Below are 22,817 nucleotides of genomic sequence, written 5' to 3'. Positions count from 1 at the left end.
GTGCGCGCCGAACGGGCCGGGACGGCGCCGGAGCCCGCGGAGGAACCCGACCGCGGCGGCGCGCAGGCGATGCGCGCCGCACACGCCGCGGTGATCCGCGCCGCCGCCGGCTCCGATGGACCGACGGACGGTCCGCCCGATCCCGCGGCCGCGTCCCGGCGAGCTGCGGAGGGCGGCGCATGACCGGGCCTGAGCTCGTGCCTATCACCGCATCCGAGGTGGACGATGCAGCGGCGTTCCTGCACGCGGAGCTGAACCCCGCTGTGTCCGCGGCGGCGTGGACCACGCTGCTGCGCCCGCCGTGGCCGGACGCTGGGCCGGACAGCGGGGTGCTGCTCCGCGACGGCGACCGTGTCGTCGGCGTCTATGCCGCAGTGCGCTCGGTTCGCGATGCCGGCGGCACCGCCGTCCCGCTCTGCAACCTCGCGGCCTTCTGCGTTCTCGAGGAGCATCGCATGCACAGCCTGCGGATGATCCGCGGCCTGCTCAGGCAGCGCGACGTGCAGTTCACCGACCTCTCCCCCAGCGGCAACGTCGTCGCGATGAACGAGCGCCTCGGGTTCACCCGGCTCGACACGACGACGCGCCTCGTCCTGAACCCACCGGCGCGCACGCCACGGGGAATACGGCTCAGCGCCGACCCCGCGGTGCTCGAGGCGGTGCTGCGGGGCGACGACGCGCGCATCCATCGCGACCACCGCGGGGCCGCGGCAGCCCGGCACCTGCTCGTGCAGCGGGGCGACCAGTACGCGTACCTCGTCTACCGCGCGCACCGCATGAAGCGGCTCCGGCTGTTCGCGCTGCCGCTCTACGCCGGCGGCGACCGGGCCCTTCTCGAAGCGGCGTGGGGCGCCGTGCGCGGGCACTTGCTGCGTCACGACGGGCTCCCGTTCACGCTCGCGGAGCGGCGCCTGCTGGGCTTCGACCGGGGCATCGGGCGCACGCTGCGCGTCCCGCGGGCGCGCATGGTGCGCGGCGCAGGGCTGGAACCCGCCGCCATCGACTACCTGTACAGCGAGCTTGCCCTCGTCGAGTGGTGACGATCACCCTCCCGCGGGCGCACCCACCTTCTCCTCGACGAAAGCGACCAGCGAGCCCACCGTCTCGAACAGCTCGGCGCCGAATTCGTCGTCATCGATCGTGATGTCGAAGCGGTCCTCGAGAGCGCCGACGAGCGCGACGACCCCGAACGAGTCGAGCTCAGGGAGTGCGCCGAACAGCGCCGTTTCGGGCTGCAGGTCGTTCGGGCTCTGGGTCAGGTCGAGGGCGTCGATGAGGACCTCGCGCACGGCGGTCAGGGTGTCGGCGGTCATGGCTTCTCCTCCGGAGGACGGCGATCAGATGAGGACCTCGGCGGGCGCCGGGTGTCCGAGGAAGGCGGTCGGGCTGGCGGTCAATCCGTACGCGCCCTGCTGGAAGATGACGACCAGGTCGTCGATCGCTGCGTCCGCCGGCAGTGCGATGCCGTCCGCGAGCAGGTCCAGCGGCGTGCACAGACAGCCGACGATGGACATCTCCTCCCCGGCCGGGGAGGAGAGACGGCTGCCGACGACGACCGGGTAGTTGCGCCGGATCGCCTGGCCGAAGTTGCCGGAGGCGGCGAGCTGATGGTGCATCCCGCCGTCCACGACGAGGAAGGTGCGCCCGCGCGACACCTTGCGATCCACGACGCGGGTCACGTACACGCCGCACTCGCCGACGAGGAAGCGGCCGAGCTCGATCACCGGCCGTGCGTCCGGGAAGCGCTCGGCGATCGGCCCGCTCACGAGCCGTTCGAGGTTCGCTGCGACGGTCTCGAGGTCGAGCGGTGCATCGCGCTCCGTGTAGGGGATGCCGAAACCGCCGCCGAGGTTCAGGTACCGCAGCGGGGCCGGCAGGGCGTCAGCCAACTGGGCGACGAGGTCGACAGTCTGGTTCTGCGCCTCCGCGATGATCTCCGCGTTCAGGTTCTGCGACCCGGCGAAGACATGGAAGCCGAGGATGTCGGCGCCGCCCGCGAACGATGCGAGCAGATCCGGCACCTGCTCTGCGTCGATGCCGAACTGCTGCGGCCCGCCGCCCATCCGCATCCCTGATCCCTTCACGGCGAAGTCGGGATTCACCCGGATCGCGATCCGCGGCTCGACGCTCAGCTCCTCCCCGGCCGCGATCACGCGACCCAGCTCGGTGGGCGACTCGATCTCGACGATGATGCCTGCCGCGACCGCCTGGCGGATCTCGGCCGGCGTCTTGCCGGGGCCTGCGAAGCTCACCCGATCCGGTCTGATCCCGGTGTCCAATGCGTGCTGCATCTCCCCCGCGGAGGCGACGTCGATCCGGTCCACCCGCGACGCGAGGTGCTGCACCACCGCCGGCATCGGGTTGGCCTTCATCGCGTAGCTGAGCTCGATGCGGGCCGGCAGCAGCCTGCGGAGCAGATCGACCCGTGCGTCCAGCAGCCCGCGGTCGTAGGCGAAGAACGGCGTGGATCCTACCCGTGCGGCAAGTCTGCTCAGAGGCTGACCGCCGATGCGCAGCTCTGAGTCGATGGTCCCGAACATCTCGATGTGCTCCTGCACGTTCACGACGACGCCACCTCCGTCTTGATGCGGGTGCGATCGAACTTCCCGTTGGGAGACCGCGGCAGATCGACGCGGACGTCGACCCGCGCGGGCAGCATGTACGCCGGCAGGATCGGGCGCAAGGCGGTGACGAGGTCCTCCGGCTCGAGGCCGTCGCCCGCCGCCGTCACCGCGAGGACGATGCGCTGGCCGAGGACGGGATCGTCCACACCGACCGCGACGACGTCGCGCACCAGTCCGGTGCCGTACACCGCCTCTTCCAGCTCGGTCGGGCTGATCCGGTAGCCGGAGGTCTTGATCATGTCGTCGCTGCGCCCCACGAAGGACAGGAAGCCGTCGTCGTCGGTCACCACGGTGTCGCCCGACCACACGGCGAGCTCCGGCGCGCGCCACTCCTCGCCGGGGCGACGGAGCGGGCGGAACCGCTCCGCCGTGCGTGCAGGGTCGTTCCAGTAGCCGAGCGCCACGAGTGCACCGCGGTGCACCAGCTCGCCCTCCTCGTGCGGGACGCACGGGGTGCCGTCTGGCCGCAGCACGAGGATCTCGGCGTTCGGGATCGCCTTGCCGATCGAGTCAGGGCGGCGGTCCACCTCGGCCGGATCCAGATACGTCGATCGGAACGCCTCGGTGAGGCCGTACATCAGGTACGGGTCGGCCTCTGAGAACACCTCCCGCAGCCGTGCCAGCGTGGGCCGCGGCATCCGGCCGCCGGTGTTCGCCCAGTATCGGATCCGTCGCGCGGCCTCCTCCGGCCAGTCCACGGCGGCGAGCTGCAGCCACAGCGGCGCCACGCAGGTCAGACCCGTCACACCGTGCGCCGCACAGGTCTTGGGCACGTCACGCGGCAGGAGGTAGTTCATCAGCACGCAGTGCGCCCCGACCGCGAACGCCGTGGTCACCTGGCTGAGCCCCGCGTCGAAGCTCAGCGGCAGCACGCTGAGGATCACGTCGTCGGCAGTGTTGCGCAGATAGGTGCTCACGCTCTCGGCGCCCACGACGAGGTTGCGGTGACTCAGCACCACGCCCTTGGGCCGGCCGGTGCTGCCGGAGGTGTACAGGATCGCCGCCGGGTCGAGGTCGATCGTTCCCGGATCCGCCGGGCCGTCGCCGCTCGCCGCCGGCGCCCACGCGTGCACGCCGTGGTCACCGCTCGGCGCCGGGGCCGTCTCCCCGACGACGATCACGTGGACGACCGCGGATCCGCTCAGCGCCTCGGCGAGGGCAGGAAGGCGATCGCCGGAGGTGAGCAGGAATCGCGCACCGCTGTCGGCGAGGATGTGGCCGACCTGCGCGGCCTTGAGCACATGATTGACGGGGACGAACAGCCCCCCGGCCGCAGAGGCGCCGAACAGCGCCGCCACGGTCTCCAACCGCTTCTCCAGGTAGATCGCGACCCGGTCACCACGGCGCAGACCCAGCTCCTGCAGCTGCACGGCGACCGCTTGTGCGGCTGCCCAGGCTTGGGCATAGCTCTGCGTCTCGGACTTGTATGTCAGGGCCGGAGCGGCAGGGGTCGCGCCGGCTCGTTCGGCGAGCAGGTCGTGCACGTGGGTGCGCATGGGGCTCCTCGTCAGGCCTCGCCCGCCGTCGCGCGGCGCGCGGGCGGCAACTCGGCGGCGATGTCGGGCAATTCGGGTCGGGCAGTGTAGCGCATCGACGCGGTCAGCACCTCGTCGGCGGCGGCGATCGAGCGCATCGAGGCCGTCAGCCCGATCATCAGGAACAGCAGGCCCGCGGACATCGGGAAGGACAGCCCGTCGAAGAACGCGAACAGCACGGCGATCGTCACCAGACAGGCGGCGAACGCCCGGCTCATCGACTTGGTGTCCTGGAACGGAGAATGCCCGCTGGCCCAGACCGCACTGCCGATGGCTGCGAGCACCATGCCGCCCAGGCACAGCACTCCGAGGATGCCGAGTTCGACCGTCAGCAGCACCCAGGCGTCGTCGAAGATGTAGTACCGCGGCAGGAACGTGCCGAATCCCTGGCCGATCAGCGGCGATGACGACATGAACTCCGGAACCCGGGCGAGCGCCGCCGTCCGAGACTGGGTGCTCGGGTCGTTGGAGGCGCCGACGAAGAGGTTCAGGATCGTGCCGAACATCCCGGGGATGAGCGCGAACACCGCCATCGCGAGGACCGCGCCGCCCACCCCGATCATCCAGCGGTACATCGTGGGGATCGCCGGCAGCAGCGCCACGACGGCGACCGCGAGGCCGATGATCGCCGATCGGGAGACCGCGACGAGAGAGGCGAGCAGAATGAGCGCGACCGCGAGCCACCACCAGGCGGCGTGGCGGGACGGGGTGGTGCGGAACCCCTTGTTGACCGCCGCGGTGATGGCCAGTGGCAAGGCGGAGACGACGAACGTGCCGTATTCGAGCGGGTGGATCGCGGTGCCGGACGCGCGGGTGAACGATCCTCGTGTGGCCGCCTCGGTCGCCTCGAACGCAAGGCCCGGGATGTAGGTCGTCCACTCCAGCAAGGTCTGCCCCGAGAAGAACTGTGCGAGGCCGAGTGCGGCGAGCGCCGCCCCCGCGATGGCCAGCCGCCGCACCAGGATCGCAGCATCGGAGTAGGTGCGGATCCCGTCCATGGCCACCAGCAGAACTCCGCTCCAGGAGGCGAGCCGCAGCAGGGCCGTCGTGGCGGGGCTGACCTGGTCGGCGGGCTGCCCGCGCAGCATCGCTGCAGCGAAGCTCACCAGCACGACGACGAGGAACGCCATGAACACCCAGCGCAGCGGCTGCCGCACGGGTCGCGCGTCGAGCGCGCGCGTCTGCAGCCGGCTCAGGATCCACCAGAACAGCAGCACGAGACCCCAGAGCATCGAGGGCCGCCCGAGACTTCCGAGCGCGGAGATCGTCACGTTGGACGGAACCGCGACGAGCAGCACCAGGTACACCGTGAGCATGGCGGCGGCGTTCAGCCCGCTGTGATGTTCGGTCGAGTTGTGCGTCTCAGCAGAGACCGGACGGACCCGCGATCCGGCGAGCAGACTCATGTGCGCCTCGCGGCGCGGTGGTGGGCGCGCCCCTGTCCGGCACCGACGGCCTCTCCGGGGGAGGTGTCGTCCGTCCCCGCTTCGTCGGCAGGGCGATCGTCACCGTCGCCCGGGTCCGCCCCACCGCCGGCGCCGTCGATGGCGATGCCCGGTTCATCGGAGGACACCGGAGGCGCCGGGCTCTCCGGCTCGGGGCCGCTCTCGAGCGAAACGACCGCGGGGTCGTCCGCCGCATCGGCGCTCCTCGCCGGTTCATCATCATCGAACCCGATGAGAAGGCCATCGTCCTCCGACGATTCCTCGGCCACCGTCCGGCGCTTGCGTCCCGACCCTTTGCGAGCGGCGCCCTTGCCCCGACGACCCGCTTTGTGCGGGCGCCGGGAGAGCCCGTCGATCAGGCTCGCCAGGATGAGCGTGAGCACGGCGATGCCGAGCGCGGCACCCGCGCTCATCAGGATCCGGGCCTTCTGCTGCAGGGTGCTCTGCGTGTCGAGCGTCAGAGTCGACACCGAGATGCGGTCGTCCGTCTTCACCTTCTGCTGCGTCTGGAGCCTGTCCAGCTCGACCTTGGTCTGGGCGACGAGCGCAGCCAGCACCTCCTCCGTGGCGGTGTCCGTCTTTCCCGTGACGGTGATCTGGATCACCGGCCCGGACACCGTGGGGTCGCGTTCCACGACGACGTCGGTGCCCGGATAGTCCTGAACGATCGGGCCGAGCACCTCGTCGGAGCGCATCACTCGCACCACGATGTCCGCAGCCTGGGTCAGGCCGCCGAGGAAAAGGTACGGATTGGTGGTGCCGACGGGAATGGTCCCGGACCCGGGTAGCAGCAGCTGCGTCGATGTGCGTTCATGACCGGGCTGCACGGCGACGAACGTTCCGAGCCCTGCGACGATGGCAAGGATGATCCCTGGCACAACGATGTACCAGCGTCGCAGGAATCCTCCCATGGTGTCTGCGATGTTCATGCGAAGCGGCCTCCTGTCCGCGTGACCGGAGATGGCGCATCAGCCCTTCGCAGGGCCCTCCTCGTGCGCCTCGACCGGATCGATCGGTCGACGATGACCGCCGCCGAACAGCCGGTCAGCAGACCGGCGATCGCCATGGCCGCCCCCGCGAGAATGATCTCGCTCCGGCCTGGTGTGACGTGCTGGATCTCCGTGCTCAGCGGCTCGATGGTCGCGGTGATGCGGTCGGACTCCGGGGTGACGGTCGCCGCCTGCTGCGCCGCGGTGACGTCGATGATCTGCTTCAGGGCCTCCTGCTGGCGATCGAGGACCCATTGATGGGTGCGTCCCACGATCTGGATGTCAATGGTGGCGGAAGGAAAGCTGCTGATCCACTGGTTCCCGCCGTTGCGCTGCGAGACCATGACCCCCTGGCGCACGCCCGCACCGTAGTAAGGCGCGTCGGCATCCGAGAACGTCTCCACGGGTTTTCCCTGGTTGATCGATGTGGCGATCGCACCCGCGAACGCGATGATGCTGATGTCCGTGGATCCGCTCTCCGGCAGCAGCGTGGAGCGGGACGGGAGCGTGAAGGTGACGGTCGTGCGAGTCGAGTACGAGCCGCCGTCCTTGTAGAACAGGTAGGCCAGGCCCGCGAAGATCATCACGACGGCGAGCAGGACGTACCAGCGCCTCCCCATCGCGGACAGAGCTTCGCGAACCGTCACGCGTCCCCCTCCTCCCGCCGCCAGCATAATCTCAGGTCGCACGGCAGTGCCATGGTCCGGGATCATCGCCGCAACCTGGCCTTCAGCGCCTGCATCCCGTCCTTGCCGAGGGCGGCGATCGCTGCCGTCCGCAACGCCGCCCGTGCCGTGTCCCGCGTCCACCGCGCGGGAGCCACGAGCAGCCGGTCGCCGGCGATGCGCGCCGTGCCGGGAGCCTCGACGTCGTGCAGCATCCCCGGGAACAGCGGCTCCCAGCGCCGTGCGGAGACGAGACGTCCGCGCACCCTGTTGCTGACGTTCTCGCCGTGCACGACCTGCAGCCACCCCGGCTCACCGTCCAGAGCGACGATGGGCATGGAGCGGCCCAGCATGATGTGCCAGTCGTCCCAGCAGGTCCGCGGATCCGTCCACGGCTCGGCGACCGAGCAGAACGCGTTCTCCGGATCACGCCGCAGGTACACGCCGTCCTGGCCCCGCACGAGTCCGTTGACGACGTAGAGCGCCCGACGCTCCTCGAAGTCGACGGCGGCACGGAGTCGCGCCAGGAAATCGACCGCGAGCCCATCGTCGTTGTCGACGTTCGTGGTCAGCAGCATGCCGTCGCCGTGCCGCACGATGTCGCGCAGATCTGCGACGAGCTTCTGCCGCGGCACCTCGTCCCGGAAGATCGCCGTGAACAGTCCCTGCTCCTGATAGGGACGGATCGACTCCTTCAACCACTCGGGACTGGCCGGATCGAAGTAGACGACCCAGTCGAAGTCGGCGCCGGTCTGGGCGGCGACGGACGGCGCGCAATACTTCTGGAACAGGCGCCAGCGGTTCGTGAGCCAGTGCTCGCTCGCCCTGATCCGTGCCTCGACCCCGCCCGTGGGCAGGTTGAAGCGGGTGAGCAGCACGTGGTCGACGTTCATGGCACGCGGACTTCCGCACGCGTCCGGTCGCGCAGGAACCGGCGCAGCTCCGCCTCGTCATCCAGGTCGACGGGCTCGGGTGCGCCGGCGACGAGCGTGCGGGCGGGACGCACCGCATGCGGCCAGGTCGCGCGCCGGGCGGCGTCGGGCGGGTTACCGAGCAGCTCATCGAACACGCCGACATAGGCCTCGGCCTGCGGCTTCCAGTCCAGCTCGGCGACGACACGGCGGCGGGCCGCCAGGCCGAGCTCGACCCGGCGGTCATCGTCGTCGAGCAGCGCCTCGATCTCGTCCGCGAACCTCCCTATGTCCCCGGAGCGGACGAAGACCCCCGTGTCCCCCGCCGAGACCCGCGTCTCCACGAGTTCGAACGAGACCGGCGGCAGCCCGTAGGCCATGTATTCCATCGTCTTGTTCATGGTGGACACGTTGTTGAGCGGCGTATCCAGGTCGGGCCCGAGGCCCAGGTCGGCGGCACTGAGGAACTGCGCGATCTGGGCGGGACCCACCCGGCCGGTGAAGACGACGTTGGCGTCCAGCCCGCGCGCGGTGCACTCCTTCCTGAGATCGTCCAGGCAGTCCCCGAACCCCATCAGCACCGCGTGGGTGCCGGTGCGACCGCGTCGGTGCACGAGCTCGTCCATGACGGCGAGGATGTTCTCGACCCCGTCCTGCGGGCCCATGATGCCCAGGTACGCGAGCAGGTGCTCGGCACCCGCGCGGATCTCGGGATCCGGGTAGATCGGACGCATCACGGTGGTGTCCGGTCCGCTGCGCACGACGGTGACCAGGGATGGAGTGAGCCCGCCGCGGCGCTCGGCGACGCGTTTGTAGGACCCGTTGGTGGAGATCACCCGGTCCGCGACGCGATAGGTGTTGCGCTCGAGCAGCACGAGGCCGCCCAGCTGGATGCGCCCGGCGGTGCCGGTCGGCCGACCGAACCGGGAGAGGAACAGCTCGGGGTTCAGATCGTGCTGGTCGAACACGAAGCGCACCCCGGCCAGCCGCCACAGCGCAGCGAGCAGCCAGTACGTGTCCGGCGGATTGCACGCCTGGATTACGTCGAAGCCGTGCCGCCGACGGACCCGCAGCGACAACAGCGCCGTGCGCACCCATGAATAGGCGAACTCGAGCCCGAACCCGAGCACGCCTTTCGCCTCCGGCGCGGGCGCGTACTTGTAGATGTGCACGCCGTCGATGTCCTCGTGAGCCGGATCCCCGGGCCCCTTGGGGCAGATCACGGAGACCTCGTACCCCTGCGCCCGAAGCGCCTGGCACTCCAGCCACACCCGCCGGTCCAGCGGGACCGGCAGGTTCTGGACGATGATCAGCACGCGGCGGCGCACGGCGTTCGTGTTCATGACTGCTCCCCTTCTCGGGTCGGCGACGATGCCGGCCGGATCCTGCTTCCCTGCGCGTCGGCTCCCGCGGCGCGCGTCCTGCTCAGTCCTGGAAACCTGCTCAGCCCCGGAATGCGCGCTCCGATCCGCGACCGCCCCAGCAGCGCGAGCGCCTCGGGCAGCACCCGCGGCGCCAGTAGCCACGTCGCGAGCAGGTGCACGGTCAGCACCGCGCATCCGATCAGCAGCAGCTCGACCCACGACGGCAGCGTGGCGGTGGCGAGTCGCACCGCCCAGCCGGCCGCTCCCGCGCCGACCACGGCCACAGCCACGAAGACGAACGGCCCCGCCACCACCCGTACCCGTGTCCGCAGCACTCGCGCGGTGAGGAACCACCGGCTCACGGTCGCGACCACGCACACCCCGAGGAAGCCCCAGGCGATGGCGACGAGTCCGAATCGCGCGACCATCGCGGTCGTGCCGAAAGTGATCCCGTCGATGATGAGGGCGTACACGAACCACGTGCCGGGCCTGCCCACGCCGTAGAAGAGCCCGTGATCGAGCCACGCGCCGACCGACAGTATTCCGGCGAGGGCGAGGATCTGCGCCACCGGATAGCTCTGGTCCCACCCTCGACCGAAGACGAGAGGCACCACGAGCGGAGCCGCGACAGCGAGCAGGGTGAGTGGGAGGGACAGTGCGAAGTAGGTCAGCCGCAGGGCGCGGACATAGGCGGCGAGCAGCCGCTCGGGCTCGTCGCGGATCTTGGCGAACGCCACCTGAGTGACCGGCACGATGGCACTGCCGGTGAGGTCCTGCACCACCTGCACCAGTCGCTGGGCGATGGTCATGTAGCCGAAGGCGCCGATGCCCAGCACGGCCGAGATGACCGCGGCTTCTCCCCACGCTCGCAGCATCGCCACGAACTCGACCCCGAGCACCTGACCGCCGAAGGTGCCCATGATGCGGAAGTCGGACCCGGAGAACGCGAACGTCGGCCGCCACCGTGAGGTGATCCACGCCAGCACCGTCGTGATCGCCGGAGCGACCAGGCTCTGCGCCACCAGCGCCCACACGCCGAACCCGGTGAACGCCATGACCATGGCCACGACCTGCGCCAGGACGGCGGCGACCGCACCCTGCGCGGCGAGCACGCCGAAGCGCATGTCCCGGCGCAGCAGCGCCATCGGCACGGATCCGGCGGCCGTGAGCACCACCCACAGCGAGAGCGCCTGCAGCACGGGCGTCACCGCGTCGTCGTGGAAGACGACGGCGAGCAGAGGGGCCAGCGCGAACATGGTGGCGCACAGCACGCCGCCCGCACCCAGCGAGAACCAGAACGCGGTGCTCAGCATTCGCTGATCACTCTTGTCGACCTGCACGATATACGCGGCGAACCCGAGATCGGCGAGCAGGAAGAAGAACGGCAGCACGGTCGACGCCGCGGCGACGGTGCCGAAGTCCGCGGGGCTGAGCAGGCGCGTGAGCACCGCGATCGTCACGAAGCCGAGCAGCCGCACCGCCCACTTCTGCACGGTCAGCCACAGCACGCCCGACGCGGCGCGGCGGCTCACGTCGTCTCCTGCGCGGGCGACGACGGCCTGCGTCAGCTCTTCTGCGGACGGATCCGTCATGGCCGGATCCGTCATGTCCGGCTCCCTGCGGCCAGGCGCCGGACGAGGCCCAGCCGGCGCCGGAGCATCCCGCCCACGCGGCGCCCCTCGCGCGGGAGATCGCGCAGCCACTCCCCCGCACGGTAGGCGCCGACGGCTTCCGCATAGAACGCGGCCAGCCGGTCGGTCATCGCATCCAGTCCGAAGCGCTGCTGCGCGAACCGTCGTCCGAACCCGCCGAGGTCCTCCCACCGCGCCGGGTCGGCGATCAGCGGCTCCGCGATCCGCACGAGGTCGCCCACCGGATCCTCCGGCCGCTCCGGGCTCCAGAAGCTCGAGCGCGCCAGCATCGCGGCGCTGCTCTCCTCGAAGAGGCACGACCAGCCTGCCTCGCCGTGCACGATCAGCGGGCGGCCGAACGCCAGCGCGCGCGCCGCCGAACCGCCCATGCCCAGCACGATGTCCGCCGCGGCATAAGCGGGTCGCGCATCGGAGCGGGGCCCCAGCATGCGCACCACGGCGCGACCCGCATCCCGGTTCACCGCGTCGGCACGGGCCGTCAGGGCCGACGCCGCATCGCCGCCGCCGACCACGTACAGGGTGGCGCCGGTGAGCGTCAGCGTCCGCATCGCCTCGATCGCCGTCGCGATGGCCGTCCCCTTCAACCTGCTGTCCAGCCGGCTCACGATGCCGAGCAGCAGGCCGTCACCGAGGTCGTTCTCGGCACGGAAGGCACGCCCCGCCGCCGCGTCCGGTGCGTCGGAGTCCAGGTCGACGGGCGGAGAGATGAGCACCGTCCGCCCTGGACGGTCGGCGAGCTCCTCGACGAGATACTCCGTGCCGACGATCAGCGGCATGTGCCGGTGCACGACGGGGGTGATGCTCATCTCGTAGACGGTCTGCGCCCAGGGCCGACGTCCGAGCAGCGCCGGGCCCCAGTACGTCGGTCGCGCGGACCCCCACATGCCGCACACGTGCACGAGATCCGCGTCGTGCTCATCGGCGATCCGGCGCAGCTGCCGGGCCTGCGCCGCCATGCCCGGCGCGAGATCGAAGGCCTCGATCTCGACCCCGCGGTCGCGCGCGTAGTCGAACAGCGACAGCCCCTCGCCCGCTGTCGCCCGCGGGCCGATCAGGATCGACTCGATGCCGCGTCCGCGCAGCCGCCCCGCGAAGTCGACGGCGTTGATCTGGGTGCCGCCGAGTTCGAGGCTGTTCAGGATGACGAGGATGCGCATGATCGGTTCCGTTCAGGTCATGCCACGTACGCCGTCGCGCCGACGGTTTCGGAACGCGTGCCGCAGACGGCATCCCGCAGCGCATCCGCCACGGCCTCCTGCTGTGTCATCGTGAGATGCGGGAACATCGGCAACGACAGGATCCGCGCGGCGGCGGCCTCCGCGACGGGGAACTCCCCCGCTCGGAGACCGAGCCCGGCGTACGCCGCGGTGAGCGGCACCACGGTCGGGTAGTGGATCCCGACCCCGATCCCGGCGGCGGTCATCCTCGCCATCACACGGTCGCGCTCTTCGACGCGCACGACGTACAGATGCCAGACGTCGGCATTCCCGGGAACCGTCGCCGGCGACCGCACGCCGTCGATGCCTGCGAGCAGACCCGCATACCTCGCCGCGGCCGCGCGTCGTGCCGCGTTCCAGTCCTCCAACCGGCGCAATTTGGCGCGCAGCACTGTCGCTTGCACCGCGTCCAGGCGCGCGTTGATGCCCACGTGGTCGTGCACGTACTTGACCGAGCTGCCGTGCGCTGCGAGAGTGCGGATCAGGGCGGCCGCACCCGCGTCGTCGGTCATCACCGCCCCCGCGTCCCCCGCGGCCCCGAGATTCTTGCCGGGGTAGAAACTGGTCGCGGCGATCTGTCCCAGCGCCCCGGCACGGCCCGCCGTCGACGCGGCTCCCTGAGCCTGCGCGGCGTCCTCGACGAGCGCGAGGCCACGGCGCGCGGCGATCGCCGCGATGGCGGGCACGGGTGCCATCTGCCCGAAAAGGTGCACGGGCACCACCGCGCGTGTGCGCGGCGTGATCGCGGCTTCGACCGCGTCCGGATCGATGAGAAGGTGCGCGTCGTCCACGTCGACGAAAACGGGCACCGCCCCGATCCGGGACGCCGCCTCCGCCGTGGCGATGAAGGTGTTGGCCGGCATGATCACCTCGTCGCCGGCGCTTACGCCCGCCGCCCGGTAGGCGAGCTCGAGCGCATCCGTGCCGTTGGAGACGCCGATCACGTGATCCACGCCGATGTACTCGGCGTACTCCCGCTCGAAGGCGTCCACCTCGGCGCCGCCGATGAAGGCGGCGCCGCTGAGCTGGCGCTGCCACACAGGCAGCACCTCGTCGATGATCTCGGCCTGCTGCGCGGCCAGATCCAGGAACGGCACGTTCATCTCTTCTCCCCCAGCTCCCGTGCAGGCACTCCGGCCCACATCCGTCTGTCCGGCACGTCGGCGATCACGGCCGCCCCCATGCCGATCACCGCATCGACGCCGACGGTGAGGCCCTGGCGCACCGACGCGTTCATCCCCAGGTACGCTCCCTCGCGGATGTGCACGCCCCCGCCGAGCGAGACGCCCGCCGCCAGGGTCACGAAGTCGTCGAGCACGTCGTCGTGGGTGATCGTGCTGTTCGGCATGACCACGACGTGGCGCCCTATCACGGCATCGGCGGTCGCCACGACGGAATCGAGCAGGATGCTGCCCGCCCCGACCTCGCTGCTGCGACCGATCCGTGCGGACCGCGCCGCGAAGATCCCGTAGCGCTCATCCCGCACGCCGGCCTGGGCGAGACGGTCGACGATGCTGCGCCGGCCCTCGCCGGGGCCGACGCAGACGAGCAGCTGATCGCTGCGAACGGCCGCGAGCTGCACCGGGCCCAGCACGGGGACCCCGGCGATCTCGGTGCCATGCCGTGCCGGATCATCGTCAAGGATCCCCACGACCCCGGCGATCCCCGCGGCGATGACTTCCCTCGCCAGGCCGCTGGCACCGATCAGCAGCAGCCCGGAGCTCATGACCGCGCCCCGATCGGATCCTGCAGCACCGCGATCACGCGATCCTGGTCGTCGGCGCTGAGAGTGTGGAACAGCGGCAGGATGAGCGTGCGGTCGTTCAGACGCTCCGTCACCGGCAGGCTGCCGGCAGGCGCGTCGTCGCGGTACGGCGGCTGCCTGTGGGCGGCCATGATTCCGCGGCGCGCCGAGATGTCGGCTGCGGCGAGCGCCTCCAGCAGCCCCTCCCTGTCGGTGGGGTAGGCATCGTCTACCTCCACCCAGAACGACTGCACGTTGCCGGTGCCGTAGGCCGGATCCTGCACCGCCCGAAGCCCGACGATCCCCGCGATCCCCGCGCGATAGCGGTCGGCCAGAGCACGCCGGCGGGCAACGATCTCCGCCAGCCGGCCCAGCTGCACGATCCCGACGGCGGCCTGCAGATCGGTCATCCGGAAGTTGAAGCCGACCTCGGTGTACTCCTCGGCGGGCGGCAGCGTGGAGCGGTGGCGGTCGGCCGCCGACACGCTCATCGCATGCTCGCGCAGGTGTCGGGCACGCTGCGCCCAGTCCTCCCGCACCGTGGTGAGCATGCCCCCCTCCCCCGTGGTCAGGAGCTTGCGGGGGTGGAACGACCAGGCCGCGATCTCCGCGCCCGCGCCGACCGGCCGACCCTTGTAGGTCGACCCCGCTCCGCAGGCGGCGTCCTCGATCACGACGATGCCGAGCGGATCCGCGACCGCGCGCACGTCATCGAGATCGAGCGGCACCCCGCCCTGGTCCACGCCGATGATCGCCCTGGTCGCCGGGGTGAGGGCTGCCCGCACGGTCGCGCCGGTGAGATTGCCGGTGAGCGGATCCACATCCGCGAACACCGGGTTCGCGCCCACGTACCGGACGGCGTTGCTCGTCGCGATGAACGAGAAGGACGGCACCACCACGTCGTCGCCGGGCCCGATGCCCGCGACGACGAGGGCGAGGTGCAGGGCCGTCGTGCAGCTGGTCGTGGCGACCGCGTGCGGAACCTGCATCGCTGCCGCGAACTCCTGCTCGAACCGTGCCACCCGCGGGCCCTGCGCCACCCATCCGCTCGCGATCACCTCGGCGACCGCGTCGGCCTCCTCCTGCCCGAGCCAGGGCACCATCACGTTGACGCGCGTGCTCATGCCCGCACCGCCGGCCGTCCTGCCGAGATCTCCTCGCGCAGCGGCCGCCACCACTCGACCAGCTGGGACAGGCCCTCTTCGAGCCCGATCTCCGACTGCCATCCCAGATCGCGCCGGGCGGCGGACACGTCGGCGAGACGCCGCGCCACGTTGTTCACGGTGCGCGCCGGCCCGAATTCGATGCCGAGGTCGGATCCCATCACACGCAGCAGCGCCTCGGCGAGTTCACGCAGGCTCGTCTCCGTACCGCTGGCGATGTTGTAGGTGCCCTCGACGACATCACTCTGCGCGGCGAGCACGTTCGCGCGGGCGATGTCGGGGACGCAGACGAAGTCCATCGTCTGTTCGCCGTCGCCGAAGATCAGCGGCGGCCTGCCGTCGGCGATCCGCTCCATCCAGCGCACCAGCACCTCCGTGTACAGCCCGTGCACGTCCATCCGGGGGCCGTACACGTTGAAGTAGCGCAGCAGCACGTAGTCGATGCCCTTCATGGCTCGATAGCTGCGAATCAGGCCTTCGTTGAAGGTCTTCGCCGCGCCGTACAGGGTGTCGTTGTTCTCATGGTGGTGCCGCTCGGTGGTCGGGAAGTCCTCCGCCATGCCGTAGACCGAGGCGCTGGAGGCCGCGATGAGCTTCTGCACGCCGTGTGCCGCCGCCGCCTCGACGACATTGAAGGTGCCGTCCACGAGCACCTCGAGGGCGAGCCGCGGCTCTTCCGCGCACTGCGTGATGCGGATCGCGGCCTGGTGGAACACGATGTCCTTCCCCGCCATGACCTCGTCGACCACGCGCCGGTCGCGGATGTCGCCGTCGATGAGCGTGGCGCGGCCCGTGGAGATCGCGTCGTCGAGGTTGGCGAGACGCCCGCGCACGAGGTTGTCGAGCACGTCGACGTGTGCGGCGCCGGCGTCGAGCAACTGGTCGACGAGAGTGGATCCGATCGTGCCGGCGCCGCCGGTGACGAGGATGTTCGCGCCTTCGATGCGGGTCATGCCATCTCCATTTCGGTCGGGGTCTGCACGGTTTCGGTCGAGGTCTGCACGGGATAGGGAGCGCCGCCGCCGGCGAGACTGCCTCGGGCGGCCTCGAGGATCGACAGCACCCGCAGGCCGGATGCGCCGTCGGTACGGGCCTGGCGGCGTTCCCGGATCGCCGCGGCGAACTCGCCGGTCATGTTCGACAGCGCCTCCCGTTCGGGGAGGGCCGGCGCCCAGGTGTCGCCGAGTCGGTATGAGATGTTCGCCGCCCTGGCGTCGCTCGTGGTCACCTTGGACTGCTCGAGCAGATCCACGCCCCGGTCGTACACGCTTACGCGCTGCTGCGGGTTCAGGTCGTCCCAGACCAGGGTGCGGCGGGTGCCGCCGATGACCATCTGCCGGATCTTGGTCGGGCTGAGCCAGTTCACGTGGATGTGCGCGATTGCGCCGTCGGCGAGCGGCAGCGTGAGGTAGCCGATGCAGCTCTTGCCCGTGGCGAGCGGATCCGCTCCCTGTGCAGTGACGGTGGCCGCGTCCAGGCCGTTCGGCAGGATGAAGTCGATGATCGACAGGTCGTGGGGCGCGAGATCCCAGAACACGTCGACGTCGGGCTGGATGAGACCGAGGTTGATGCGCACGCTGTCCACGAAGAGGATGTCGCCGAGCTCTCCCGCGGCGATCAGCTCGCGGATCTTCAGCACCGCCGGCGTATAGCAGTAGGTGTGATCGGCCATCAGCACGAGGCCGTTCTCGCGCGCGGTGTCGACCATCTCGACGCCACGCGTGCGCTCGTCGGCAAGCGGCTTCTCCACGGTGACGTGCTTGCCTGCTGCGAGCGCAGCCATTACGATCGGGTGGTGCGTGCGGGCGGGGGTCGCGACCGCCACCGCATCGATGGCCGGATCCGCGAGCACCTCGTCGAGGCTCGTCGACACCGGCACCCCGCCGACGCGGTCGGCGACCTGCCGGGCGCGCTCTTCGTCGAGATCGCAGATGACGGCGAGATCCCAGTCCGGGCTCGCAGCGAAGTTGCGTGCGAGGTTCGGTCCCCAGTACCCGGCACCGACCACGGCGACGCTCAGCCGTTCAGTCACTTCGGTCCTTGTCTGCCGTGCCGCCCTCCCCGGCGGCACGACGGCCTACGGAGCGGGTGTGAAGGTCACATCCACCCAATAGTTGTTCGTGGACAGATTCGTGGGGAAGTCCGTTGTGTTGGTCCATGCGCTGCCACTGGCGGGCAGCGTGAAGTGCCCGAGCGTCGTGGCGTTGGCGAGCGTGCCGAGGTCGACGGCGTAGCGCCCGGTCGTGCTGTACAGGCCGACGCGGTATTCCGTGCCGGCCTGAAGCGTCACGGGGGTCGCGAGTGCGGCTGTCTGCCAGCCTTGCGTCGTCTCCCCCGAGAAAGTGACTTCGGCGACCTTCTGTCCGTCGGCGGTCCAGAGGTATCCGGTGTGCGCGCCCGTGTTGGCGCTTCCCTTGTAGAACCGGATGCCGGTCGCCTGGCCCGCGACGTCGACGGTGAACCGTGTGGCTACCTGCACCGACGCGAGGTCGTTCCACCACGGGTTGGCCGGCAGCGCGTTGCCGAAGATGGTGAGCACGTTCAGCACAGGCGGCGCGTCGGCGGTCGTGAACGACCATGTGCCGCCGGTCACCTGAGCTCCGCTGACCGTGACAGCGACCTGATGCACCGTGGTCCAGGCCAACGGCGCGGCCGGCGTGAACGTCACCGTCTTCGTCGGCGCATCGTATGCGGACGTGCCCGCAACCGCGCCCTGCGGCCCGGTCAACGCCAGGCTGGCCGCGCCAGGGTCCGCGTCGAACGTCGCCGTGACCGTGGCGGTCGGTGCCACCGCCGTGGCCGAGGGCTGCGGCGTCTGGCCCGTCACCGTGTAGGTGATGACGGGAGGCGCGGAAGGACTCGGCGACGGAGACGGGCTCGGCGAAGGCGACGGGCTCGGGCTCGGCGACGGCGACGGAGCCGGGCTCGGGCTCGGCGACGGCGAAGGACTCGGCGAAGGAGAAGGACTCGGCGAAGGCGCCTGCGACCCGCCGAAGACGATTTCCGCGTCCACGAAGTATGCCGTCGCGTTGTACGACGAGGTCGGGAACCCGCCTCCCGCCGCGTAGAGGTATCGGCCGTTCTGCGTGGCGATGCCGGTGATGTGGCCGTTCGTCTGCGCTGAGTTGAAATAGCCCGACTGCGAAGAATAGTGACCGGTCGGCGCCAGGTACGACACCACATATGTGGTTCCGGGCGAGAGGGCGACCGGCGTCGACAGCGCCGCGCGCTGCCAGCCGTCGGCGGTCTCATCGGCGAAGGTGACCTGCGCCAGCAACGTCCCCGTCGAGCTCCACAGCGATCCGACGTGCGTGCCGTTGTTCGCCGCACCGCGGTAGTAGCGGATCGCGGTGACCTGCCCGGGAGCAGAGACGGTGAACGCGGTGCCCAGTTCGATCGGGCCGCTGTCCGCGGTGGACAGCACCGCGGGCAGCGTCTCCCCGAACAGGGTCTCGGCGAGCCCGTCGGTCGTGGCCACGAACTCCACGTCGACGAAATAGTTCGACGAGTTCCCGGACACGGTCGTGGGCCGGCCCGACGTGCCGTACAGGTAGCTTCCGTTCGCCGGGGAGACGGCCGTCAGCGGCCCGCTCGTCACCGGCGCCGAGAATCCGCCCGCCTTGTAGGTGTAGTTGCCCTTCGGCGCGAGGTAGGACACCGTGTAGGTCTTGCCCGGCACGATGGACACCGGGTTGCTCAGCACCGCGCGCTGCCACCCGCTGCCGGTCTCGGCAGCGAACGTCACCGTGGCGAGCGGCGTGGATCCCGTACCCCACAGCCAGCCGACGTGGGTGCCGGCATTCGTGGACGCCTTGTAGAAGCGCAATGCGCGGATCTGGCCGGGCTGCGCTGTCGTGAATGACATGCCGAGGATCACGGAGGCGCTGTCATCGGTGGCGGTGCTGGTTCCTGCGGGAAGGGCGCCGAACATCGTCACGGTCGTCGCCCCGGAGCTCCCGGCGGTCTCGAACGACCAGGCGCCCCCCTGACCGGCGGCGCCGTTGCCGCCGGTCACGTTCGAGACCGTGACCACGATCGGAGCGTCGGAAGGCAACGCCGCCGTCGGCGTGAACGTCACGGTCTTGCCGTCCGAGGAGATCGCCTTGGTGCCGGCGATCGCCGCGCCGGAGCTGGTCACTGCGATGGTCGCGGACGATACCGCCGCGTCGAAGACCGCACTGATCGTCGACGACGTGGCGACGTTCACGGCACCGTCCTGCGGGGTCGTGCCGACGAGGTTCGGCCCGACCGCCTGCCGGGCGAACACCACGTCGACCGCATAGTCGGTGCTCGAGGTCTGATTCGGGAACCCGCCCGAGTACGTGAACACGGCTCCGTTCGCAGGCACGGTGAGCGGTCCGCGCGTGTACGCGGCGGAGAAGCGCCCTGCGGACACGGAGTACCCGCCCGCGGGCGCCGTGTACGACACGACATAGATGGTGCCCGCTGTGATCGCGACCGGCGTCGACAGCGTTGCCACCTGCCACCCCTGGGTGGATTCGCCGGAGAAAGTCACCGTGGCCAGGGCGGTGCCCGTCGCGCTCCACAGCGTCCCGGTGTGCGTGCCGGTGTTCGCGGTGCCCCTGTAGAAGCGCAGCGCCGTGACCGTGCCCGCAGCCGAGCTGGAGAACCTCACCCCGAGGGTGACCGCTGCGGTGTCGGCGGCCGACGCCAGATCGGGCTTGCTCCCATCGGTGAACAGCGAGCACGGGCACGTGCCGTCCGGCAGCGTGGCGGCAGCGGTCGCGAAGGTCCAGGTGCCGGTGCCTGCGGCGAGACCGACCCCGTTCGCATCGGTTGCGGCCACCGTCACCGTGTAGGTGGTGGCCGCATCGAGTGCGGCGGAGGGGGTGAACGTCGCCTTCTTCGCGGTCGCGTCGTAGGCCGTCGTGCCGGCGACGCTCGCGCCGGCACTCGTCTTCACGGTGACGGCCAGACTCGAGGCGAGCAGCGCGCGCGAGAAGGTGATCGTGAGCGGATCTGTCGTCGAGTTGCTGGACGATCCCTGCAACGGCGTCGCAGCGAGGATCCGCAGCGGCGAGTTGTCGACCTTGTCGAACAGCACATCGACGTAGTAGTTCGTCTCGTACCAGGTCGAGGTCGGCATCGTGCCGGCGGTGCCGAAGACTCCGGGGGCCGCGGCGCCGACACCGGACGCGACAGAGACCGGTGTGCTCGCAGTGGCGTGATACGGCCAGTACAGCGCGTCCGCGGAGTAGCCGCCCTTCGGCGCTGTGTAAGAGACGGTGTACTTCTGGCCTGCGATCACCGCGACCGGCGCCGAGAACAGCGCACTCTGCCACCCCGTCGCCGTTTCGCCGGCGAACGTGACCGAGGCGAGCTTCTGCCCGGTCGCACTCCACAGCGATCCGACGTGGGTTCCGGTGTTGGTGGAGCCCTTGTAGAACCGCACGCCGTTGACGAAGCCGTCGCTGGTCGGAATGAACTGCAGGCCGAGTTCCACGGCACCGCTGTCGTTGGCGCTGGGCGTGATCGGCACGGCATTGCCGATGGCGCTATAGGGCGCTTTGACCGTGATCGAGAGGCTGGTGCCTGTAGCGGAGAAGTTGGCGCTGTCGTCGATCGCACGGGCGCGGATCTGCGCGGCGCCTGCACCCTGCTGGTAGTAGCTGTAGCTCCACGACGTGGTGCCCGTGGCCTTGTGCCAGGTGCTCCCGCTGTCGGTCGACACTTCGACTCCGGCTACGACGCCACCGACGTCCGACGCGGTTCCGGTCACCGTGACCTTCGTGCCTCCCGCGACGGTGGCTCCCGCCGCCGGGCTGGTGACCGTGGTCGTCGGGGCGGTGGTGTCGCCGCTCGCGGTCGCCGCGACCAGACCGCTCATCCGCGTCGAGGGCTGCGCGCCCATGTCGGCCAGCAGATTGACCTGCGCCTGCTGCATCCGCACGTCGGCGGGTGCACCGGCGCCATCGTGCGTCTGATCCAGCCCCCAGCCCCATTGCACGGTGCCGGCGCCGAACACGAGGGCACCGCTGGCCGCGCGATAGAGGGTCACGTGATGCGTCGTGGTGCCGGGCACGACGACGTTTCCGTAGTCGGTGAGGTATTGCGGTGTGGCTCCCGTCGTCGTGGAGAGGTCCACGAGCCCCGCGGGCCTGAATCCGTTGTCGACGTCCTCGTCCGACTCGTATCCGACCGTGTGCGCCGCAAGGGCTTGCGTGGCGCCGGAGGCGAGGGAGGCGAGGCTCGTGTTGCGCCACAGCCGCGTCTTGCCCTCGGCCTGCGACACGGTGATCGCCAGATCCGTGTTGTTGCTCATGTACATCGTGCCGGTGAGGCCGTTCTCCGGCAGTGTGCCGCCGTTCGCGGCGGTCGCGAACCGTGGATCCCTCCAGGTTCCCGTCCATGTGGGGGTCGGATCGATCTTCGCGTTCGACCAGGTCTCCTTGTACGACACGAGTGTGCGGTACGGAGTATTGGATCCGTCCACCGACGCCTCATAGCGGGTGTGCCAGTACATCTCGTTGCCGGAGAGGAACTGCAGGTTCACGCCGGCATCACGGGCAGCCTGCACGTTCGCGCGCTGCCCGCCCGACCAGTACTCGTCGTGCCCGACGGAGAGGAACACCTTGTGATTTCGCAGCTCGGAGCCACGGCGGTCGGAGTCGATTCCCGCCAGATAACTGACGTCGTAGCCGTTGCGCTCCAAGAAGCGCACCGAGGCGTATTCGCTGGAGAAGTAGAAGTCACGGCCGCCCTGCCAGCCCCGCGTGGCGATCGGCCGGTTGTAGCTGATTTTGTAGGCGCGGCCGTTCGCGGCGCCCTGGTAGAAGTCGGACCCGCCATAGGTGTTGTAGGCCTGCCAGGTCGGATCCGAGGTCTGGAACACCACATCGGAATGGTTGCCGTCGTTGCGGACGACGAAGATGATGTGGCTCTGACCCCCTGTGTCCTTGCGCGTGAGCAGAGCGATGTAGACGCCCGAGACGGCTGTGGACGGCACGGTCCAGGAAGAGGAGACTCCCCAGGTGCCGCAGTCGTAGAGTTCGGTGCTCACGTCGGAGATGCACTGCGGCTGCTTCTGCGGCAGCGTCGCGGTGACCGGGACGTTCTGGATGAATCGGGCGCCGAGGCCCTGGTACCAGCCGGTGCGATAGATGTCGACCGTGTACGCCTTGGCGGTGCTGTCGATCTTGAAGTCGATCCGGCTGCCCGCGTTCACGCTGATGTCGGTGGCGAAGCCCTGGATGCTCGGATCCCCTGCGCCGTCGATGTCCCACACGTTGGGATCGGTGCCCGGCTTCGAGTTCTCGCAGACGATCGGATTGATCGTGGCTCCGCAGGAGCTGCCCGCTGCCGTCGCCGGCGGCGCTTCCACGCCGATCAGCGCGCTCACGAAGACCGTCAGTGTCGCGACGATTGCGAAGGCGCGCCATGCACGCCGGCGCGTACGGGTACGCGCGTCCCCAGTTGTGTCCATCTCCCCAGTTCCCAGTTGCACGAAGGTCATCCGCCCCAAACGGATGATGATCTTCGTGTGAAGC

The 22,817-nt window shown here is 70.0% G+C and carries 18 protein-coding genes; 2 read left to right on the top strand and 16 right to left on the bottom strand.

What is annotated here, in order from left to right; translation table 11 throughout:
- Both AB4078_RS13955 and AB4078_RS13950 read left to right on the top strand, forming a co-directional pair.
- Positions 1-183, top strand: a 183-nt coding sequence (locus tag AB4078_RS13955) for a hypothetical protein (RefSeq protein ID WP_441977636.1), incomplete at its 5' end; no start/stop codon positions are given.
- Positions 180-1,040, top strand: a complete 861-nt coding sequence (locus tag AB4078_RS13950) for a hypothetical protein (RefSeq protein WP_441977635.1) — start codon at positions 180-182, stop codon at positions 1,038-1,040. The genes AB4078_RS13955 and AB4078_RS13950, both read left to right, overlap by 4 nt.
- 3 nt (positions 1,041-1,043) lie before the next feature.
- Here the strand turns inward: AB4078_RS13950 and AB4078_RS13945 are convergent, their stop codons facing one another.
- The 16 genes from AB4078_RS13945 to AB4078_RS13870 form a co-directional block, all read right to left on the bottom strand.
- Positions 1,044-1,313 carry an acyl carrier protein gene (locus AB4078_RS13945; RefSeq protein ID WP_441977634.1) on the bottom strand — a complete coding sequence of 90 codons (270 nt, stop codon included), beginning with the start codon at positions 1,311-1,313 and terminating at the stop codon, positions 1,044-1,046.
- Positions 1,314-1,337: 24 nt separating this feature from the next.
- Entirely contained in the window at positions 1,338-2,564 is a 1,227-nt protein-coding gene (locus AB4078_RS13940; RefSeq protein WP_441977633.1) for a pyridoxal-dependent decarboxylase, exosortase A system-associated, read from the bottom strand.
- Positions 2,561-4,120 carry an acyl-CoA ligase (AMP-forming), exosortase A system-associated gene (locus AB4078_RS13935; RefSeq protein ID WP_441977632.1) on the bottom strand — a complete coding sequence of 520 codons (1,560 nt, stop codon included), beginning with the start codon at positions 4,118-4,120 and terminating at the stop codon, positions 2,561-2,563. The genes AB4078_RS13940 and AB4078_RS13935 overlap by 4 nt, the downstream gene beginning before the upstream one ends.
- Positions 4,121-4,131: 11 nt before the next feature.
- Positions 4,132-5,565: an O-antigen ligase family protein gene (locus AB4078_RS13930; RefSeq protein WP_441977631.1), complete on the bottom strand. Its 1,434-nt coding sequence runs from the start codon at positions 5,563-5,565 to the stop codon at positions 4,132-4,134.
- A complete protein-coding gene (locus AB4078_RS13925; protein WP_441977630.1) occupies positions 5,562-6,533 on the bottom strand; it encodes a hypothetical protein in 972 nt (323 codons plus the stop codon). Before AB4078_RS13925 ends, AB4078_RS13930 begins: the two co-directional genes overlap by 4 nt.
- The gene (locus AB4078_RS13920; RefSeq protein WP_441977629.1) at positions 6,530-7,240 is read right to left on the bottom strand and encodes a hypothetical protein; all 711 of its coding nucleotides are present in this window, start codon (positions 7,238-7,240) and stop codon (positions 6,530-6,532) included. The genes AB4078_RS13925 and AB4078_RS13920 overlap by 4 nt, the downstream gene beginning before the upstream one ends.
- A 62-nt stretch (positions 7,241-7,302) precedes the next feature.
- Entirely contained in the window at positions 7,303-8,151 is an 849-nt protein-coding gene (locus tag AB4078_RS13915; RefSeq protein ID WP_441977628.1) for a glycosyltransferase, read from the bottom strand.
- Positions 8,148-9,512: a glycosyltransferase family 4 protein gene (locus tag AB4078_RS13910; RefSeq protein WP_441977627.1), complete on the bottom strand. Its 1,365-nt coding sequence runs from the start codon at positions 9,510-9,512 to the stop codon at positions 8,148-8,150. Before AB4078_RS13910 ends, AB4078_RS13915 begins: the two co-directional genes overlap by 4 nt.
- Positions 9,509-11,140 carry a lipopolysaccharide biosynthesis protein gene (locus tag AB4078_RS13905; protein WP_441977626.1) on the bottom strand — a complete coding sequence of 544 codons (1,632 nt, stop codon included), beginning with the start codon at positions 11,138-11,140 and terminating at the stop codon, positions 9,509-9,511. The genes AB4078_RS13910 and AB4078_RS13905 overlap by 4 nt, the downstream gene beginning before the upstream one ends.
- Positions 11,137-12,342, bottom strand: a complete 1,206-nt coding sequence (locus tag AB4078_RS13900; protein WP_441977625.1) for a glycosyltransferase family 4 protein — start codon at positions 12,340-12,342, stop codon at positions 11,137-11,139. The genes AB4078_RS13905 and AB4078_RS13900 overlap by 4 nt, the downstream gene beginning before the upstream one ends.
- 17 nt (positions 12,343-12,359) lie before the next feature.
- Positions 12,360-13,505 (bottom strand): DegT/DnrJ/EryC1/StrS family aminotransferase, encoded by a 1,146-nt coding sequence (locus AB4078_RS13895; protein ID WP_441977624.1) that lies wholly within the window; start codon positions 13,503-13,505, stop codon positions 12,360-12,362.
- A complete protein-coding gene (locus AB4078_RS13890) occupies positions 13,502-14,128 on the bottom strand; it encodes a NeuD/PglB/VioB family sugar acetyltransferase (protein WP_441977623.1) in 627 nt (208 codons plus the stop codon). The genes AB4078_RS13895 and AB4078_RS13890 overlap by 4 nt, the downstream gene beginning before the upstream one ends.
- The gene (locus AB4078_RS13885) at positions 14,125-15,270 is read right to left on the bottom strand and encodes a DegT/DnrJ/EryC1/StrS family aminotransferase (protein ID WP_441977622.1); all 1,146 of its coding nucleotides are present in this window, start codon (positions 15,268-15,270) and stop codon (positions 14,125-14,127) included. The genes AB4078_RS13890 and AB4078_RS13885 overlap by 4 nt, the downstream gene beginning before the upstream one ends.
- The gene (locus AB4078_RS13880) at positions 15,267-16,262 is read right to left on the bottom strand and encodes an NAD-dependent epimerase/dehydratase family protein (protein WP_441977621.1); all 996 of its coding nucleotides are present in this window, start codon (positions 16,260-16,262) and stop codon (positions 15,267-15,269) included. Before AB4078_RS13880 ends, AB4078_RS13885 begins: the two co-directional genes overlap by 4 nt.
- A complete protein-coding gene (locus tag AB4078_RS13875; RefSeq protein ID WP_441977620.1) occupies positions 16,259-17,341 on the bottom strand; it encodes a Gfo/Idh/MocA family protein in 1,083 nt (360 codons plus the stop codon). The genes AB4078_RS13880 and AB4078_RS13875 overlap by 4 nt, the downstream gene beginning before the upstream one ends.
- Before the next feature lie 45 nt (positions 17,342-17,386).
- The gene (locus tag AB4078_RS13870; RefSeq protein WP_441977619.1) at positions 17,387-22,669 is read right to left on the bottom strand and encodes a DUF4082 domain-containing protein; all 5,283 of its coding nucleotides are present in this window, start codon (positions 22,667-22,669) and stop codon (positions 17,387-17,389) included.
- Between the last annotated feature and the right edge of the window lie 148 nt (positions 22,670-22,817).

The organism is Microbacterium sp. 2MCAF23 (assembly GCF_052115565.1).
In the GTDB taxonomy this organism is placed as follows: Bacteria; Actinomycetota; Actinomycetes; order Actinomycetales; family Microbacteriaceae; genus Microbacterium.
This window is presented reverse-complemented; position numbering and strand designations above follow the sequence as displayed.

Coding starts and splice junctions, on each gene's coding strand:
- AB4078_RS13950 (WP_441977635.1), top strand. CDS start 180: ATGACCGGGCCTGAGCTCGTGCCTATCACCGCATCCGAGGTGGACGAT.
- AB4078_RS13945 (WP_441977634.1), bottom strand. CDS start 1,313: ATGACCGCCGACACCCTGACCGCCGTGCGCGAGGTCCTCATCGACGCC.
- AB4078_RS13935 (WP_441977632.1), bottom strand. CDS start 4,120: ATGCGCACCCACGTGCACGACCTGCTCGCCGAACGAGCCGGCGCGACC.
- AB4078_RS13930 (WP_441977631.1), bottom strand. CDS start 5,565: ATGAGTCTGCTCGCCGGATCGCGGGTCCGTCCGGTCTCTGCTGAGACG.
- AB4078_RS13925 (WP_441977630.1), bottom strand. CDS start 6,533: ATGAACATCGCAGACACCATGGGAGGATTCCTGCGACGCTGGTACATC.
- AB4078_RS13915 (WP_441977628.1), bottom strand. CDS start 8,151: ATGAACGTCGACCACGTGCTGCTCACCCGCTTCAACCTGCCCACGGGC.
- AB4078_RS13910 (WP_441977627.1), bottom strand. CDS start 9,512: ATGAACACGAACGCCGTGCGCCGCCGCGTGCTGATCATCGTCCAGAAC.
- AB4078_RS13905 (WP_441977626.1), bottom strand. CDS start 11,140: ATGACGGATCCGGCCATGACGGATCCGTCCGCAGAAGAGCTGACGCAG.
- AB4078_RS13900 (WP_441977625.1), bottom strand. CDS start 12,342: ATGCGCATCCTCGTCATCCTGAACAGCCTCGAACTCGGCGGCACCCAG.
- AB4078_RS13895 (WP_441977624.1), bottom strand. CDS start 13,505: ATGAACGTGCCGTTCCTGGATCTGGCCGCGCAGCAGGCCGAGATCATC.
- AB4078_RS13890 (WP_441977623.1), bottom strand. CDS start 14,128: ATGAGCTCCGGGCTGCTGCTGATCGGTGCCAGCGGCCTGGCGAGGGAA.
- AB4078_RS13885 (WP_441977622.1), bottom strand. CDS start 15,270: ATGAGCACGCGCGTCAACGTGATGGTGCCCTGGCTCGGGCAGGAGGAG.
- AB4078_RS13880 (WP_441977621.1), bottom strand. CDS start 16,262: ATGACCCGCATCGAAGGCGCGAACATCCTCGTCACCGGCGGCGCCGGC.